The sequence below is a fragment of the Mesorhizobium sp. B2-3-14 genome (assembly GCF_006442175.1).
Classification (GTDB): Bacteria; Pseudomonadota; Alphaproteobacteria; order Rhizobiales; family Rhizobiaceae; genus Mesorhizobium; species Mesorhizobium australicum.
Genome location: NZ_VFVP01000006.1, coordinates 16,939 through 32,857 on the forward strand (window position 1 = coordinate 16,939; position 15,919 = coordinate 32,857).

The 15,919-nt window shown below is 63.0% G+C and carries 17 protein-coding genes and 1 tRNA gene; 12 read left to right on the plus strand and 6 right to left on the minus strand.

The features are described from left to right. Positions 1–28 precede the first annotated feature (28 nt). Positions 29–1,039 (plus strand): ABC transporter substrate-binding protein, encoded by a 1,011-nt coding sequence (locus FJ950_RS16880; RefSeq protein WP_140617626.1) that lies wholly within the window; start codon positions 29–31, stop codon positions 1,037–1,039. Between the two features lie 35 nt (positions 1,040–1,074). Here the strand turns inward: FJ950_RS16880 and FJ950_RS16885 are convergent, their stop codons facing one another. Next, on the minus strand, positions 1,075–1,500 hold the full coding sequence (locus tag FJ950_RS16885) for a hypothetical protein (RefSeq protein ID WP_140617627.1): 426 nt from the start codon (positions 1,498–1,500) through the stop codon (positions 1,075–1,077). Between the two features lie 98 nt (positions 1,501–1,598). Here FJ950_RS16885 and FJ950_RS16890 point away from each other — a divergent pair, with 98 nt between their 5' ends. From FJ950_RS16890 to fghA, 8 genes are all read left to right on the plus strand, one after another. Next, on the plus strand, positions 1,599–2,627 hold the full coding sequence (locus FJ950_RS16890; protein ID WP_140617628.1) for a BMP family protein: 1,029 nt from the start codon (positions 1,599–1,601) through the stop codon (positions 2,625–2,627). A gap of 78 nt (positions 2,628–2,705) precedes the next feature. After that, positions 2,706–4,274, plus strand: a complete 1,569-nt coding sequence (locus FJ950_RS16895) for an ABC transporter ATP-binding protein (protein ID WP_140617629.1) — start codon at positions 2,706–2,708, stop codon at positions 4,272–4,274. After that, positions 4,271–5,368, plus strand: coding sequence for an ABC transporter permease (locus FJ950_RS16900; protein ID WP_140617630.1), 1,098 nt, complete (start codon positions 4,271–4,273; stop codon positions 5,366–5,368). Before FJ950_RS16895 ends, FJ950_RS16900 begins: the two co-directional genes overlap by 4 nt. A 3-nt stretch (positions 5,369–5,371) precedes the next feature. Beyond that, positions 5,372–6,307, plus strand: a complete 936-nt coding sequence (locus tag FJ950_RS16905) for an ABC transporter permease (RefSeq protein ID WP_140617631.1) — start codon at positions 5,372–5,374, stop codon at positions 6,305–6,307. Positions 6,308–6,355: 48 nt separating this feature from the next. Next, positions 6,356–7,162 carry a 4-pyridoxolactonase gene (locus tag FJ950_RS16910; RefSeq protein WP_015315988.1) on the plus strand — a complete coding sequence of 269 codons (807 nt, stop codon included), beginning with the start codon at positions 6,356–6,358 and terminating at the stop codon, positions 7,160–7,162. 26 nt (positions 7,163–7,188) lie between these two features. Next, entirely contained in the window at positions 7,189–8,367 is a 1,179-nt protein-coding gene (locus FJ950_RS16915) for an alanine--glyoxylate aminotransferase family protein (RefSeq protein ID WP_140617632.1), read from the plus strand. Positions 8,368–8,405: 38 nt separating this feature from the next. Next, positions 8,406–9,152 carry an SDR family NAD(P)-dependent oxidoreductase gene (locus FJ950_RS16920; RefSeq protein ID WP_140617633.1) on the plus strand — a complete coding sequence of 249 codons (747 nt, stop codon included), beginning with the start codon at positions 8,406–8,408 and terminating at the stop codon, positions 9,150–9,152. Between the two features lie 239 nt (positions 9,153–9,391). Next, a complete protein-coding gene (gene fghA, locus FJ950_RS16925) occupies positions 9,392–10,228 on the plus strand; it encodes an S-formylglutathione hydrolase (RefSeq protein ID WP_140617634.1) in 837 nt (278 codons plus the stop codon). 18 nt (positions 10,229–10,246) lie between these two features. Here the strand turns inward: fghA and FJ950_RS30095 are convergent, their stop codons facing one another. After that, complete coding sequence (locus FJ950_RS30095; RefSeq protein WP_263484464.1) at positions 10,247–10,369, minus strand: hypothetical protein; 123 nt, start codon at positions 10,367–10,369, stop codon at positions 10,247–10,249. Positions 10,370–10,593: 224 nt separating this feature from the next. Further along, positions 10,594–10,670, minus strand: a tRNA-Met gene (locus FJ950_RS16930). Positions 10,671–10,908: 238 nt separating this feature from the next. Here FJ950_RS16930 and FJ950_RS16935 point away from each other — a divergent pair. After that, positions 10,909–11,874, plus strand: coding sequence for a Gfo/Idh/MocA family oxidoreductase (locus FJ950_RS16935; protein WP_015315992.1), 966 nt, complete (start codon positions 10,909–10,911; stop codon positions 11,872–11,874). Between the two features lie 43 nt (positions 11,875–11,917). On the opposite strand, the gene mnmA is transcribed toward FJ950_RS16935, so the two are convergent. After that, complete coding sequence (gene mnmA / locus FJ950_RS16940) at positions 11,918–13,108, minus strand: tRNA 2-thiouridine(34) synthase MnmA (protein WP_140617635.1); 1,191 nt, start codon at positions 13,106–13,108, stop codon at positions 11,918–11,920. Positions 13,109–13,392: 284 nt separating this feature from the next. On the opposite strand from mnmA, the gene FJ950_RS16945 reads away from it, so the two are divergent. Next, on the plus strand, positions 13,393–13,668 hold the full coding sequence (locus FJ950_RS16945; RefSeq protein ID WP_006203587.1) for a DUF1153 domain-containing protein: 276 nt from the start codon (positions 13,393–13,395) through the stop codon (positions 13,666–13,668). A gap of 177 nt (positions 13,669–13,845) precedes the next feature. On the opposite strand, the gene FJ950_RS29815 is transcribed toward FJ950_RS16945, so the two are convergent. Together FJ950_RS29815 and FJ950_RS16960 are read right to left on the minus strand one after the other, a co-directional pair. Continuing rightward, complete coding sequence (locus FJ950_RS29815; protein ID WP_246681330.1) at positions 13,846–14,043, minus strand: hypothetical protein; 198 nt, start codon at positions 14,041–14,043, stop codon at positions 13,846–13,848. 315 nt (positions 14,044–14,358) lie between these two features. Beyond that, positions 14,359–14,736 carry a flagellar export protein FliJ gene (locus FJ950_RS16960; RefSeq protein WP_140617636.1) on the minus strand — a complete coding sequence of 126 codons (378 nt, stop codon included), beginning with the start codon at positions 14,734–14,736 and terminating at the stop codon, positions 14,359–14,361. A gap of 450 nt (positions 14,737–15,186) precedes the next feature. Between FJ950_RS16960 and ctrA the strand changes: the two genes are divergently transcribed. After that, positions 15,187–15,882 carry a cell cycle two-component system response regulator CtrA gene (gene ctrA / locus FJ950_RS16965; RefSeq protein ID WP_006203583.1) on the plus strand — a complete coding sequence of 232 codons (696 nt, stop codon included), beginning with the start codon at positions 15,187–15,189 and terminating at the stop codon, positions 15,880–15,882. Positions 15,883–15,919: the final 37 nt, after the last annotated feature.

Here is a 15,919-nt window from a genome sequence, read left to right on the forward strand (position 1 = left end):
AACCACCGTCAATAAAAAAGGAACAAAAATGCTGAGACGCTCACTTATCAAGGTAGCCACGCTTGCGGCCTTTGCCGGCGCGCTTGGCTTCTCGAACGCGGCGCTGGCGGCTGACAAGGTCACCGTCCAGCTCGATTGGGTGGTGCGCGGCAACCACGCCATGTTCTTCGTCGGCAAGGAAAAAGGCTTCTTCGCCAAGAACGACATCGACGTCGCCGAAATCCGCAAGGGTTCGGGTTCGCCGGATGCCATGCGGCTGGTGGGCAACGGGAACGCGGATTTCGGTTTCGGCGATCTTCCCACGCTCGCCGTGGCCCGCTCGCAGAGCGTTCCGGTGGTGGCGGTGGCAGCCGTCAACCAGCACTCGCCGCTGGCAATCATGTCGCTCGCCAAGACGGTGAAGCTCACCAAGCCGGCCGATCTCAAGGGCCTGACCATCGGCATTCATCCAGCGGGCTCGACCTACATCTTTTTCAAGGGCTTCCTGGCGGCCAACGGCCTGACCGAAAAGGACATGACGCTGAACAGCGTCTCGCCGCCCTATGAAAGCTATCTGCTTCTCGGCCGGGTCCAGACGGTGGTCGGCTATGTCGACGCCGAGGTTCCCGAACTGGAGGCCAAGGCGGGCGGTCCCGGTTCGCTCAGCATCATGATGGGCGCCGACCATGGCTGGAAGGCTTATGGCTCCGGCCTGTTCACCTCGGAGACAATGATCAAGGACAAGCCGGACGTCGTCGCCCGTTTCGTCAAGGCCTACAGGGAAGCCTTCGACTATGTTGTCGCCCATCCGGAAGAAGCCGCCGAGATCACTGCCAAGGCTGCTCCAGGCTATGCCGACAAGAAGGATGTGCTGCTGGCGCAGATCAACGCCGACATCGCCTCCACCTTCACCAGCCCCGACACCAAGGATCACGGCCTCGGCTGGATGACGAAGACGCAGTGGGAGGAAACGCTGAAGACGCTCACCGACCAGGGCGTGCTCAAAGCCGCGCTATCGGCCGACGACGTCTTCACCGACAAGTTCCTGGCGAAGGAATAGGGCACGATGGCCCGGACGGACCGATCAATGAGCGCCTACCGGCATGCCAGGCTGTCCTGCTCCATGCCGCAGGACACCTCGCGCTCGCCTTTGGCGGCGTCGGTTCGGTCGAGCGCGATCTGCCCGCGCGTGGCATATGCGCGACCCGCGAGGCCACACCACAGGCGCTCGACCGGCAGGTTTTCGCGCTTGTCGTTGAGGATGGTGAAGGTGCCGGTCTTGGGATCGAACCAGAGTTCGACACGAGCGCTCATGCCCGGCTCTATCGTGGCGATCCCTTCTGAATACCAGTGGGCGAAGTCGGCGTTGCAGGACACGCCTTCCTTGCCGGCATTCGAAATCGTCAACGGCACCATATCGAGCCCGTCGGTGCCTTTGCGGACGATCACGTGGTGCAACTCAACGGCGTTGGCAAGCGATGTGAACGCCAACATCACGGGGAGGACATAACGGATTTTCACTTTGCCTGAGCTCCATGGGTAGCTTTCTCAGGCAGTCTATCTCGCTTGTGCGCAATAACAATAAAAATATCGATTGGAAATCAAACAGAGAGGGTAACATGTTAAAGATCCTGAAGGGTAGCGTAAGTGCATTAATACTGTCTGGTATCTTGATGGGCGGCGCGCTTGCCGGCGAAGTCAAGTCGATCGCCATCCTCACGCCTGAAGAAGGCACGGACTATGGCTGGAACCAGCAAGGCATCGACGCCGCCAAGGCAGCTGGCAAGGCAGCCGGCGTCGAGGTGGTCGTGGCCCAGGGCCTCGGCTATGGCGATGTCCGTCCGACGCTGCGCGAGCTCGCGTCCGACGGCGCCAGCCTGCTGATCGCGCATGCCAGCGGCTACAACACCTCGGCGCCCGAGATCGCCAAGGAACTGAAGGTTCCGGTAGCGATCGTCGATACGCCGAACGGGCTCGAGAAAGGCCTCGTCGCCGACTACACGCTGAGCGGCCACCAGGGCGCCTATCTGGCCGGCCGTCTCGCCGCCAAGATGTCGCGCTCGAAGTCGGTCGGCATCGTCGTCTCCGGCGAACCGCCATCGTGGAACTCGCAGTCGGCGGCGTTCGCGCAAGGAGTGAAGGCGGAGAACCCGGACGTCAAGATCACCTATGCGGTGATCGGGCCGGCCGCCTACAGTGACGCTGCCGGCGGCAAGCGCGTCACCGAAAGCGTCATCGCCTCGGGCGCCGACATCATTTTCGGCCAGGGCAACGGCTCCAGCTTCGGCATGCTCCAGGCGGTGGAGACGACCAAGGCCGCCGATGGCGGCAAGGTCTATTTCATCGACGTCATCGGCGACAAGTCGCCAATCGACAAGGGCTTCCTGCTGTCATCGGTGGTGTGGAACATCGAACCGGTCTACGCGGCGATGATCGCCGACTTGAAGGCCGACACGTTCGGTACCAAGCATTATTCGATCGGCCTCAAGGACGATTCCGTGCAGTTGCTGAAGACCGCCGCCATCCCCGACAAGGTCTGGAGCGAAATCCAGGCGCTGCGCGAGGACGTCATTTCCGGCAAGATCAAGGTCGAGCCAGTCTATGACGCGGCCGCCGTCAGGGCACTGATGACAAGCGTCGCCCAGTAAGGCGATCAGAAGTCGGCTGCCGGAGGGGCGATCGGTTCGCCCCTCCGGATATTTCCCGTTTTCCAGTGCTGGGCTTTCATGAGCAGTCTTTCTTCATCGCCCGTCGACAGCCGCGACATCGTCGCGCTCGAAGCCGTGACCAAACGCTTTCCCGGCATCGTCGCCAACGACAGCGTCGACCTGTCGATCCATCCTGGCGAGGTGCATGTACTGCTCGGCGAGAACGGCGCGGGAAAATCCACCTTGATCGGCATGCTGTCGGGCCTGCAGCAGCCGGACGAGGGGCGCATACTTGTCGACGGCAAGCCGACGCCGATCACCTCGCCACGCCATGCGCTGGCGCTTGGCATCGGAACGGTGTTCCAGCACATGATGCTGGTGCCCACCCTGACGGTCGCCGAGAACCTGCTTCTTGGCGGGCCCTGGTGGCAGCGCCCGAGGACCGAAGAGCTTGCGGCCCGCGTGGCCGAGATCACCAGCAGCCTCGGCATCACGGTAAAACTGCATGCCAAAGTTTCGGAACTTTCGCTCGGTGAGCAGCAGCAAGTCGAAATCCTGCGCGCCATGGTGCGCAACAGCCGGCTGCTGATCCTCGACGAATCCACCTCGATGCTGACGCCGAAGGGCATCGAGGAACTTGGCGCGCTGATGCGGCGCCTCGTCGAACAGGGATTGGCGATCGTCTTCATCACCCACAAGCTCAAGGAGGCGGCCGCCTTCGGCGACCGCATCTCGGTTCTCAAGCTCGGCCGCAAGGTGGGCGAGATCCCGCCCGAGCGGTTTCGCGCACTCGGCGAGCAGGAGATTATTTCCGAGATCGTGGAGTTGATGTTCGGCAAGCAGGAGGACGATCCCGAAGCGGTCGAACGTCCGGCCCGCGCTGTCGATGCCAGTGCCGCGCCTCTGCTTCAGGTCGCGGATCTGACGGTCGCGCCGACCGACAATGCACCCGGCCTGTCGTCGATCTCCTTCGACATCCGCCCGGGCGAGATACTCGGCATCGCTGGTATCGATGGCAACGGCCAGAAACAACTGGCGGAGGCCTTGGCCGGTCAACGGGCGGCGACCAGCGGCTCGGTCCGGCTGGAGGGCACCGCCATCGAGGCCCTGAGCGTCGGCGAACGCCGCCAGCGCGGCCTTCGCTATTTGACTGACGACCGGCTGGGCGAGGGCACCGTCGGCACGTTCCCGGTCTCCATCAACTTCTTCCTCAAGCAGGTCGGGGCGGCGCCCTTCTGGCGCAGCGGCGTCGAGCAGCGCGCCGAGATCGACAAACGCGCCGCCGAGCTGGTGCGCGAATACGATGTGCGTACGCCAAGCCTGAAGACACCGGTGGCGCGGCTCTCCGGCGGCAACATCCAGAAGGTGCTGCTGGCGCGGGAATTGGCCGACGGCGCCAAGGTGGTGATCTTCAACAAGCCGACCTATGGGCTCGATCTCGCCAACACGCTGGCCTCGCGCCAGCGCATCCGCGACACGGCGGCACGCGGCCTCGCCGTACTCCTGATCTCCACCGACCTCGAGGAACTGCTCAGCATGTGCGACCGCATCGCCGTCATCGCCAATGGCGTGCTGGTCGGCACCGTGGCGAATGCCGACGACGCCCGGACCAGGGTCGGTCGCCTGATGATCGGACTTGCCGCATGAGCATCGACACTGCACCCACCGCCGGCGCCACCGCACTCGATGCCACGAGCGCCGCCGCCACGCGGCGAGACTTAGTGCACCGGCTGCTGATGACGCTTGGGCCGATCCTTGCCGCTCTCGTCATCGCCGGCTGCATCCTGCTTGCCGTCGGCGTCGACCCGCTCGCTTACTATGGCTACGTGCTGGAGAAGGGCCTCTTCTCGCCGCTCGGCATCCAGCAGACGCTGACGCGCATGGCTCCACTGCTGTTTCTCGCCGCCGGCCTGATCGTTGCCTTTCGCGCCGGCATGTGGAACCTCGGCGGCGACGGCCAGTTCCTGCTCGGCGCCGTCACGGCGGCGGCCAGCGCTCCCGTGCTGGTGCAGGTCATGCCAGCCTGGCTGGCGTTGTTCTGCGCGTTCCTGATTGCCATGCTGGTGGCCATGATCTGGTCGCTGGTGCCGGCGCTGCTGCGCGCCTATCAGGGTGTCAACGAGATCATCACCACGCTGATGATGACGTTCCTCGGCACGTCGCTCGCCAATGTGCTGGTCAAGCTGGTGTTTCGCGATCCCGGCACGACCGTGCCGCAGACCCGCACGCTGCCGGTGGAAGACCGGCTGCCGCGCCTGTTCGAAACCACCATAACCAGTGGCCTGCTGCTCGGCCTGGCGGCAATTATCATCGTGCATCTGGTGATGACGCGTACGGCATTCGGGCTGAAATTGCGGATCGTCGGCGCCAATCCGCGTGCGGCGGTTCATGCGGGGCTGGGCGTGCCCGGCCTGACGATTGCCGTCTTTGCCATTTCCGCCGGGCTCGCCGGCCTTGCCGGCGCTGTCGACATCATCGGCGTGCAAGGCAATGTTCGCGCCGACTGGAACCCCGCCTATGGGCTGGCGGTCATTCCGGCCGTGTTTCTCGCCCGCATGAACGGCTTTGCCGCGATCGGCTTCGTGTTCCTGCTCTCCGTGCTGTCGATCGGCGGCGAGAGCGCGGCGCGGCGGCTTGGCGTGCCCAATCACTTCACGCTGGTGCTGGTCTCCATCGTGCTGATCGTGCTCGCCTTGGCCGAGTATGTCGACCACCGCTATCATCAGTCGAGAAAGGCGTAGGGCATGACCGGGCTCTTCAGCGAAGTCTTTCTCAGCGCATTGCTGTTTGGCGCCGTCACCGCCGCCATTCCGCTGCTGCTTGCCGGGCTCGGCGAGCAGATGTCGGAAAAGGCCGGCGTGCTCAACATCGGCATCGAGGGCATGATGCTGGCCGGCGCTTATCTCGGCTTCGTCGGCGCGTTCTATTCGGGATCGCTGTGGCTAGGCTTTCTCACCGGCGCTGCGGGCGGCGTCGCGGTGGCGCTGATCATGGCGCTGCTTTGCGTGCGCATCGGGCTGAACCAGATCGTCATCGGCATCGCGCTGACGCTTGGTCTCGAAGGCCTGACGGCGCTGCTCCATCATTTCCAGTTTTCGCGCAGCTATCCCCGCCTGCCGGCGGCGGACGCAACCGTCATTCCGCTGCTGTCGGACATTCCGGTGATCGGCCCGGCCTTCTTCAGGCATCACTTGATCGTCTATCTGGCGGTCGCCCTGGTGTTCGCCATGAGCCACCTCTACCGCCGCACGCAGCTCGGCCTCAACCTGCAGGCAGCGGGCGACAAGCCGGCCGCGCTCGATGTCGCCGGCATCGACGTCATCAGGACCCGCACCATCGCGGTGCTGACGACCGGCGCGCTGGCGGGGCTTGGCGGCGCCTACCTCGCCAATGTCGGAGCGGGCCTGTTCATTCCGTTCATCACCAATGGCGCCGGCTTTCTCGGCATCGTGCTGGCGATGCTGGCGCGGGGACGGCCGATCTGGGTGCTGTTTGGCGCTCTTCTGTTCGGCGTGTGCCTGTCGCTGACGACGGCCATGCAGGTGGCGGGCATCAACATACCGACCGATGTCATCCAGATGCTGCCGTTCCTGGCGGTGATGATCATGCTGGTGCTGTTCGGGCGGCGGGCCAGCCTGCCGGCGGCACTGGGCATTCCATACGAGCGCGGGGCGCGCTGAGAAAAACCAGACGCGCGGATGGAACCCGCGCCGGAAAAGGAGGCAACAATGTCGGATACCAAGGTCTACCTGCTCGATGGCGGCTCACTTGTCCTCGACGGCTATCATGTGTTCTGGAACCGCGGCCCGGGCGGTGAAGTGCGCTTCCCCGTCTATTCGATCCTGATCGAGCATGCCGAGGGCCGCTTCCTCATCGATACCGGCTATGACTACGACCACGTCATGAAGGTGCTGCCCTTCGAGAAGCCGATCCAGGAAAAGCACCAGACCATTCCCGGCGCGCTGGCGCTGCTCGGGCTGGAGCCGAAGGACATCGACGTCGTCGTCAACTCGCACTTCCATTTCGACCATTGCGGCGGCAACAAGTATTTTCCGCATGCCAAGAAGATCTGCCACCGTTCGGAGGTGCCGCAAGCCTGCAATCCGCAGCCCTTCGAACATCTCGGTTATTCGGACCTGAGCTTCTCGGCGGAAGCGGCGGAGGCACGTGGCGCGACCGCGCAACTGCTGGCAGGCACGACACGGGCCAACTCGACTTTCGAGGGCATCGAAGGTGACATCGAACTGGCAAAAGGCGTGAAACTGATCTCCACCCCCGGCCACTCGATCGGCCATTACAGCCTTCTGGTCGAGTTTCCCAAGCGCAAGCCGATCATGTTCACGATCGACGCCGCCTACACGCAGAAGAGCCTGGAAACGCTTTGCCAGGCCGCCTTCCATATCGACCCGGTCGCGGGCGTCAATTCGATGCGCAGGGTGAAGAAACTTGCCGAGGATCACGGCGCCGAGCTGATGTACTCGCACGACATGGACAACTTCAAGACCTACAAAACCGGCACACAGTTCTACGGCTGATCGCCGCCAATCCGGAGACCAAGACCATGCGCTATCCCGATCACGCGGATCCGGTCCTCACGCTGACGGCGGGGCCAGTCAATGCCTATGCCGAGGTGCTGCGAGGCCTCGGCCGCACGGTGCTCTACGACTATGACCCGGCCTTCCAGCTCTTCTACGAGAAGGTCGTCGACAAGGCTCAAAAAGCTATGCGGCTTTCCAACAAGCCAGTCATCCTGCACGGAGAGCCGGTGCTGGGTCTCGAGGCGGCGGCGGCGTCGTTGATCACATCGGACGACGTCGTGCTCAACCTTGCCTCGGGCGTCTACGGCAAGGGGTTCGGCTATTGGGCGAAGCGCTATACACCGCATCTCCTCGAAATCGAAGTGCCCTACAATGAGGCGATCGACCCGCAGGCGGTTGCCGCCATGCTGAAGGCGCATCCGGAAATCACTGTCGTCTCCGTCTGCCATCACGACACGCCGTCGGGCACCATCAACCCGATCGATGCCATCGGCGCGCTGGTGTCGGCGCATGGCGGTTACCTGATCGTCGATGCCGTCTCGTCTTTCGGTGGCATGAAGACGCATCCGGACGACTGCAAGGCCGACATCTATGTGACCGGCCCGGGCAAATGTCTTGGCGCGCCGCCAGCGCTGACGATCATGGGGGTCAGCGACCGCGCCTGGGCCAAGATGAAGGCCAACAAGGCGGCGCCCCGGGCCTCGATGCTGAGCATCGTCGACTGGGAGAACGCCTGGTCGCGCGACAAGCCATTCCCCTTCACGCCCTCGGTGGCCGAAGTGAACGGCCTGGATGTGGCGCTCGATCTCTATCTCAACGAGAGGCCAGAAGCGGTTTGGGCGCGCCATGCACTGACGGCCAAGGCCATGCGGGCCGGCGTCGTCGCCATGGGCCTGTCGATCTGGGCCGCCAGCGATGCAATCGCCTCGCCGAGCACCACGGCCGTTCGCACACCCGACGGTGTCGACGAGAAAGCACTTCGCCAGGCAGCGCGCGCCCGCTACGGCGTGGTGTTTTCGTCGGGTCGCGGCGAAACCTTGGGGAAGCTTACACGCATCGGCCATATGGGCCCGACGGCACAGCCGATCTATGCGATCGCGGCGCTGACGGCGCTTGGCGGCGCCATGAACGCGGCTGGCCAGAAGCTTGCGGTCGGCAAGGGCATCGACGCGGCGCTGGCGGTGATCGACGCCGACGCCTGAACAGACATCAACAGACTGCGCATTGAGGGAGAAATTTCATGACTGAACGGCTTGCGGGAAAGACGGCGCTGGTGACGGGGGCGGCACAGGGCATCGGCAAGGCGATCGCGGCGCGGCTGGCGGCCGACGGCGCGACCGTCATCGTCAGCGACATCAATGCCGAGGGCGCCAAGGCCGCGGCCGCCGAAATCGGCGGCAAGGCGAAGGCGATCGCAGCCGATATCGCCGATCCGGCTTCGGTGAAAGCGCTGTTTGGCGAGATACAGGCACTCACCGGCGGCGTCGACATCCTGGTCAACAATGCCAGCATCGTGCCGTTCGTCGCCTGGGACGACGTCGACCTCGACCATTGGCGCAAGATCATCGACGTCAACCTGACGGGGACCTTCATCGTCACCCGCGCGGCGACCGACCAGATGCGGGCGGCGGGCAAGGCCGGACGCGTGATCAGCATCGCCTCCAACACCTTCTTTGCCGGCACGCCGAACATGGCGGCCTATGTCGCGGCCAAGGGCGGCGTCATTGGCTTCACCCGGGCGCTGGCCACCGAGCTTGGCAAGTACAACATCACGGCCAATGCGGTGACGCCCGGCCTGATCGAGAGCGATGGCGTCAAGGCGAGCCCGCACAACGAGGCGTTCGGCTTCGTCGAGATGCTGCAGGCGATGAAGGGCAAGGGCCAGCCCGAACATATCGCCGATGTCGTGTCGTTCCTGGCCAGCGAGGATGCCCGCTGGATCACCGGCCAGACGCTGAATGTCGACGCCGGGATGATCAGGCACTAAGGGCAATCGTCAAGTCCGGCGCCCTGCCGGCCCGATCGCCGGCCATCGAAACGTCTGGCTTTTCGCTGGCCTCCAGCCTCCCGGCTAGGTCAGCGTGTTCGCAAAGCCTGGCGTCTACCGGCGGCATTATCGGGGTGCACCTCGATAACGCCGCCGGGACTTATTAGCGGCTCGCGGTTGCGAGCGATGCATCCGGCCGCTATGCCGGGCCGGGATTTCTTGACGAGAAGGCAGAGCTGATGAAAGTCGTTTCCACGTCCAAGTCGCATGGCGGCGTGCAAGGTGTTTATTCACACGCTTCCGAAGCCTGCGCCTGCGACATGACCTTTGCCGTCTTCGTGCCGCCGCAGGCCAAGGATGGGCCACTGCCGGTGCTCTGGTATCTGTCGGGCCTCACCTGCACTCATGCCAATGTCATGGACAAGGGCGAATACCGGCGTCTGGCGGCCGAGCTCGGCCTGATCGTGGTCTGCCCCGACACAAGCCCACGCGGCGAGGGTGTGGCCGACGAAAAGGATAATTGGCAGTTCGGCTCGGGCGCCGGCTTCTATCTCGACGCGACGCAGCAGCCCTTCGCCAGGAACTACCGGATGCACTCCTATATCGTCGACGAGCTGCCGGCCCTGATCGCCGGCCAGTTCCCCGCCGATATGGAGCGCCAGTCGATTTTTGGCCACTCCATGGGCGGGCATGGCGCGCTGACCATCGCGCTGAAGAACTCCGAGCACTTCAGAAGTTGCTCGGCGTTCGCACCGATCGTTCAGCCGATGACGGCAGACTGGTCGCGGCCGGCTCTGGAAAAATATCTCGGCAAGGACGAGAAATCCTGGCGCGCCTACGACGCAACAGCGCTGATCGAAGACGGGCACCGCTTCGGCGAATTCCTGGTCGATCAGGGCACCGCCGATGGCTTCCTCAAGGACGGCCTGCGGCCATGGCTTCTCGAAGATGCCTGCAAGAAGTCCGGCATCGCGCTCACCTTGCGCATGCAGGAAGGCTACGATCATTCCTATAATTTCATCTCGACCTTCATGGACGACCATTTGAAGTGGCACGCCGCGCGCCTGGCCAAGTAGGAGCACGCCAGGGGCCACTCACTCCGTCAGGATCGAGTTCGAGTTCGGCAAGGCCATCCCATAGGCGGTGTCGGCCGCGCCTTCGGCTATGTCGCTGGCCAGCCTGTAGCCTTTGTTAGCGCGCACGCCGCGTGGCGACATGCCGAACTGTTCGGATATCTGCCGCTGGGCGGCGAGGTGATGCGGTCGCTGGCGCAGGATCCGCAGAGCAAGAGCCTGAGCACGCTGATGCTGACGCGGCGGCGTGGAAATCGGCCGCGAACTCGATCGTTACGCGCTCAAACGGGTATGGCTGCGTGGATAGCAAACCGAGCCAAGGTTCTCGGGCGCCGGAGCCCATTAGCATCTGAAATTATTCTAGAAATTGGTAGCGGGAGAGGGACTTGAACCCCCGACCCCAGGATTATGATTCCCGTGCTCTAACCAACTGAGCTACCCCGCCAGGGCGGCGACAGGCCCGAAATCCGCCTTAAATCGAAAGGCATTTCGAGGCGTTCGCCAAGGTCGCGCGGATATAAGGTTGGGAGGGCGAGCCTGTCAAGCTTCGATGCATTCGATATCAGGGCTATTCTCGATGGGGAAAAGCTTTGCCGCACGAACAGCTGGTTGGTGCCGCCGGGGTTGAGTTCGACGGGGCACGTCGCTATGTCTCGGCCACGAGTTTTTAGAGTTTGAAACAGATGAAGCCGCGCATTGCAGTCCTCGGTTGCGGATACTGGGGCTCCAACCACATCCGCACCCTCAAGGCGCTCGGCGCATTGCACGCGGTTTCCGACACCAATCGGGCTCGCGCCGAAGGTTTCGCCAGCGAACAGGACTGCCTGGCGATCGAGCCGGACCAACTGTTCGTCCGCGATGACATCGACGCCATCATCATGGCCTTGCCGCCGCAGTTCCATGCCGATCTTGCCGTGCGCGCCGTCGAGAACGGCAAGGACGTGCTGGTGGAAAAGCCGATCGCGCTGACGGTGGCCGATGCCGAGCGCTCGGTGCAGGCGGCCAAGGACAATAGCCGCGTGTTCATGGTCGGCCATGTCCTGCGTTTCCATCCCGCCTTCGAGACGTTGAAAGGGCTGATCGACAAGGGCGAGCTCGGCGAGGTCCGCTACATCCATTCGCACCGGCTGGGGCTCGGCAAGTTCCATACCGAGAACGATGCGCTATGGGACCTGGCGCCGCACGATCTGTCGATGATCCTGGCCATCACCGGCACCGAGCCGATCGAGGTGCGCGGCGAGGGAGCGGCACTCCTCGACAATCTCAGCGATTTCGCGCATCTGCACATGCGCTTTCCCAACGGACTGCGCAGCCATCTTTTCACATCGCGGCTCAACCCCTATCGCGAGCGGCGGCTGACCGTGGTCGGAACCAAGGCGATGGCGGTGTTCGACGATGTCGAGCCATGGGAGCGCAAGCTTGCGGTCTACCGCCACGCCGTGTGGCAGGACAGCGGCCAGTGGGCATTCACCACCAATGAGCCGTCCTATGTCGCGGTTGCCCAGGGCATGCCGCTGACGCGCGAACTGGAGCACTTCATCCACTGCATCGAAACGCGCGCCGAACCACGCACCAGCGGCGAGGAAGCGATCAGGGTGCTGCGCATCCTGACGGCCGGCACCGTCACCCACACCAAATCCACGGCCTGAAGGAAGGCTACGCCGCACTCCTGGTACGATTGGCAGGGGAGAGCTACTCGGCGGGAACTTGCGCCGGCTTCGCGGCCAGCCGGCTCAGCATCGCTTCGGCTTCGGCGCCGCGCTCGGAGCGCACGATGAAGCCGCCGCCTAAGACACGGGCCTCGTTGCCATCGTCGGAATAGAGCACGCAGGCCTGTCCAGGAGCGATGCCGGATTCACCGTCGGCCAGTTCGACCGAGGCCACACCTGCCTCGTGACGCAGCACGGCCGGCCGTGGCGGCCTGGTCGAGCGCACCTTGGCGAACAGCTCGATGCCGCCGGCGGGCACATCGGCGAGGCCTCCGTCTCCCAGCCAGTTCATGTTGCGCAGATAGATCTTGTGCGTCTCCAACGCCTCGCGCGGGCCGACCACGACACGGGCGCGCTCGGCGTCGAGATGGACGACATAGAGCGGCTCGCCGGACGCGATGCCGATGCCACGGCGCTGGCCGATCGTGTAGCGCAGAATGCCCTCGTGGCGACCGAGCACACGGCCGTCGATATGAACGATGTCGCCTGGGTTGGCGGCAGTCGGCTTCAGCTTGGCGATGATGTCGGAATATTTGCCTTGCGGCACGAAGCAGATGTCCTGGCTGTCCTGCTTGGCGGCCACCGTCAGCCCCATCTCCTCGGCGATGGCGCGAACCTGGGGCTTCGACAGGCCGCCGAGCGGAAAGCGCAGGTAGTCGATCTGCGCCTGCGTGGTGGCGAACAGGAAGTAGCTCTGGTCGCGGTCGGCATCGACCGGCCGGTAAAGCGCCCGGTGGGCGCCATTGGCGCCGGAGCGGATGTAGTGGCCGGTGGCCAGCGCGTCGGCGCCGAGATCCTTGGCCGTGGCCAGGAGATCGGCGAACTTGACCGTCTGGTTGCAGGAAACGCAAGGAATGGGGGTTTCGCCGGCGACGTAGCTCTCGGCGAACGGATCGATGACCGCCTTGCGGAACCGCTCCTCGTAATCGAGCACATAATGGGGAATACCCAGCGTCTCGGAAACGCGACGGGCATCGTCGATGTCCTGGCCGGCGCAGCATGAGCCGGCCCGATGCGTTGCCGCACCATGATCATAGAGCTGCAAGGTGACGCCGACGACATCGTAGCCCTCGCGCTTCAACAAGCCGGCGACCACTGATGAATCGACGCCGCCCGACATGGCGACGACGACGCGGGTCTCTTCGGGGCGTCTGGGGAGGTCGAGACTGTTCATGGTGCTTTCATTTCGCGGCAGCTCAAATGCCAATGTCGAGAATATAGGTCAAGCTTTCATGCGGCGCCAGCTTGCAGGACGACCCCGGGGTGGCGGACGCTGCGAACGGGCACATTTCTCCCGGCTAAAACGGGGCTTCCGGCCGTATATTTCAAATGCCCGCTAAAAGACTAACGCGGCGTTCACGATCCTTACCTAGTCATTAGGGTCTGCTTAGGCAATTTTTAAAGCTGTGGCGGTAACGTGGCGGGGATTGGGTCTTTGAGTTTTTTGTAGAGAGTACGATGACCGATCTGGTTAGACCTAGAGTCAAATATGTTATCGGGCCTGACGGCAGCCCTCTCACGATTGCCGATCTGCCGCCGACGAACACGCGTCGCTGGGTTATCCGGCGCAAGGCGGAGGTGGTTGCAGCAGTGCGCGGCGGGCTTCTGAGCCTTGAAGAGGCATGCCAGCGCTACAAGCTGACCACGGAGGAATTCCTGTCCTGGCAAGCGTCAATCGACGAATATGGCCTTGCCGGGCTGCGCACCACGCGTATCCAGCAATACCGGCACTAGGCCGGTCTCACCACAAGCAAAGGGCGCGGCATGCCGCGCCCTTTGCTTTCAGTGTCGCCGCTCAGACCGTCAGCACTACCTTGCCGATCGGCTTGGTTGCGAGAAAGGCGTGGACGGCTCCCGCCTGGTCGAGCGGAAAAGTCCTGGCCACATGGACGGCAGGCTTTTGCGCGTCGATCAAGCCGCCGAGCGCGGGCGGTCGGGCACCACCGACATGCGCTCGACCCTGATATCGCGCGAACTGGCGTCGGCGCGCGCGGCGTCGTTGACGTTCAGCAGTGACGCCAGCACGCCGCCGGCCTGCGGCGTGGGATCGGGCAATTCAGCGGTGACAAGAACGTCGGGTCCGCCAACTGAATTTTGGGGTAATGGCACCCATTAAATCTCTCCTGCTTGGAGAGTAACGGTCTATTGGCCAGCAAATGGCTCGGTCTGGTGGTCTGCGCGCTGCGCAAAGGCCGGCTGCACAATGGCGCGCTTGCCACGCGTCGAATATGAACTGACCGAACTCGCCCACGACCTGGCCTGATATTAGGGATGCCCGGGCGAGGGCCAGCGCCAAAAAGGAGGATTGGGCGGCGTAGGTCTTGCGTGCCAGCAGCGCTTCCGCGGCGGCTTGCTGTTGCCGGTTCGAGCTGTCGCCTGACAGGGCGCGCGCTTGTGCGCCAAATAGCGCCGATGTCGGCCGACTCAGCCGATCATGGCGCTGCGGCCGCCAGTTTCGGTCTCGCGAACCTTGGTATCGCGCGATTCCAGCATCTCAGCCTTGGAAAGCTCCGCTTCAGCTTCGCCGAGTAATGATTCGGCGGCGCTTCGCTGCTGGGCGAGGTCGCCTTGCGAGTTCCTGAGATTGTCGCGGCGCAGGCGCGCCGCCTTGGCGAAGGTCGGATAGGCGAAATGATTGATATCTGTGATGCCGGCTTTCTTTTCCTCGGCGGTGATCTGAAGCTCCAATTCGACGGCCATGCGCTCGAACTCGGCGATCATCATGTCGAGCTGCAGCAGCTGGCGCCGCTTCTCATTCACCTGAAATTGCTTCAGCCGAACGAGGTTTTCACGTGACTTCATGATTCGGTACTCCCGGAAACGCACACCCGCACATATCGTCCAAACCACCTGGAAAGGTCCAAGCGCTGCCCGTATCCACCGGCTTTCCCCGCACTATGGGAAACAAAACCCTAAAGTTTTTGCCGACGGTAACCATTCGTTTACGGGCATTGTTAATCATACGGGTCAGGGCTTAAGGCCGGGTAAAAATTCCGGCCGCCGAAGCGAAGCCGCGTCGATGAGTCCCTGGAGTCACTTAGTCCGGGTTATTAATGTGCTGCATTAGGAATTTTGGTCTGTGATTCGTTATTAGATTCAAGAGGGTGTAGAAAGGGGTTAAAAAATCTGATACCGTATTGGACGGGAAATTAGGTTTTGTTAACCATTCGATGGCAGCCTCTGCACAAGGCAACCACTGCTCCGGGACAGGACGGGTCGTGAAATGGTCCGGCGGCAGAAAAGGGGAATGAAATGCGTGTTCTGCTGATAGAAGATGACAGTGCAACCGCACAAAGCATCGAGCTGATGCTGAAATCGGAAAGTTTCAACGTCTATACGACAGACCTCGGCGAAGAGGGTGTCGATCTGGGCAAGCTCTACGACTACGACATCATCCTTCTCGATCTCAACCTGCCGGACATGTCCGGCTACGAGGTCTTGAGAACGCTTCGCCTCTCCAAGGTAAAGACGCCCATCCTCATCCTCTCCGGCATGGCCGGCATCGAGGACAAGGTACGCGGCCTCGGCTTCGGCGCCGACGACTACATGACCAAGCCGTTCCACAAGGACGAGCTGGTGGCGCGCATCCACGCCATCGTGCGCCGCTCGAAGGGACACGCCCAGTCGGTCATCACCACCGGTGACCTGGTGGTCAACCTCGACGCCAAGACCGTCGAAGTCGGCGGCCAGCGCGTGCACCTCACCGGCAAGGAATACCAGATGCTGGAGCTGCTCTCGCTGCGCAAGGGCACCACGCTCACCAAGGAAATGTTCCTCAACCACCTCTATGGCGGCATGGACGAGCCGGAATTGAAGATCATCGACGTCTTCATCTGCAAGCTGCGCAAGAAGCTCGACGCCGCGTCCGGGGGCCAGAACTACATCGAGACCGTCTGGGGCCGCGGCTATGTGCTGCGCGAACCGGAAGATATCCGCGTCAGCGCCTGAGCGCAGCCGGCAAGGCACTTCTAAAAAACCCGGCTTG

Coding starts and splice junctions, on each gene's coding strand:
- FJ950_RS16900 (WP_140617630.1), top strand. CDS start 4,271: ATGAGCATCGACACTGCACCCACCGCCGGCGCCACCGCACTCGATGCC.
- FJ950_RS16910 (WP_015315988.1), top strand. CDS start 6,356: ATGTCGGATACCAAGGTCTACCTGCTCGATGGCGGCTCACTTGTCCTC.
- FJ950_RS16905 (WP_140617631.1), top strand. CDS start 5,372: ATGACCGGGCTCTTCAGCGAAGTCTTTCTCAGCGCATTGCTGTTTGGC.
- fghA (WP_140617634.1), top strand. CDS start 9,392: ATGAAAGTCGTTTCCACGTCCAAGTCGCATGGCGGCGTGCAAGGTGTT.
- FJ950_RS16935 (WP_015315992.1), top strand. CDS start 10,909: ATGAAGCCGCGCATTGCAGTCCTCGGTTGCGGATACTGGGGCTCCAAC.
- FJ950_RS16920 (WP_140617633.1), top strand. CDS start 8,406: ATGACTGAACGGCTTGCGGGAAAGACGGCGCTGGTGACGGGGGCGGCA.
- FJ950_RS16915 (WP_140617632.1), top strand. CDS start 7,189: ATGCGCTATCCCGATCACGCGGATCCGGTCCTCACGCTGACGGCGGGG.
- FJ950_RS16945 (WP_006203587.1), top strand. CDS start 13,393: ATGACCGATCTGGTTAGACCTAGAGTCAAATATGTTATCGGGCCTGAC.
- FJ950_RS16895 (WP_140617629.1), top strand. CDS start 2,706: ATGAGCAGTCTTTCTTCATCGCCCGTCGACAGCCGCGACATCGTCGCG.
- FJ950_RS16880 (WP_140617626.1), top strand. CDS start 29: ATGCTGAGACGCTCACTTATCAAGGTAGCCACGCTTGCGGCCTTTGCC.
- FJ950_RS16960 (WP_140617636.1), bottom strand. CDS start 14,736: ATGAAGTCACGTGAAAACCTCGTTCGGCTGAAGCAATTTCAGGTGAAT.
- FJ950_RS16890 (WP_140617628.1), top strand. CDS start 1,599: ATGTTAAAGATCCTGAAGGGTAGCGTAAGTGCATTAATACTGTCTGGT.
- mnmA (WP_140617635.1), bottom strand. CDS start 13,108: ATGAACAGTCTCGACCTCCCCAGACGCCCCGAAGAGACCCGCGTCGTC.
- ctrA (WP_006203583.1), top strand. CDS start 15,187: ATGCGTGTTCTGCTGATAGAAGATGACAGTGCAACCGCACAAAGCATC.
- FJ950_RS30095 (WP_263484464.1), bottom strand. CDS start 10,369: ATGTCGCCACGCGGCGTGCGCGCTAACAAAGGCTACAGGCTGGCCAGC.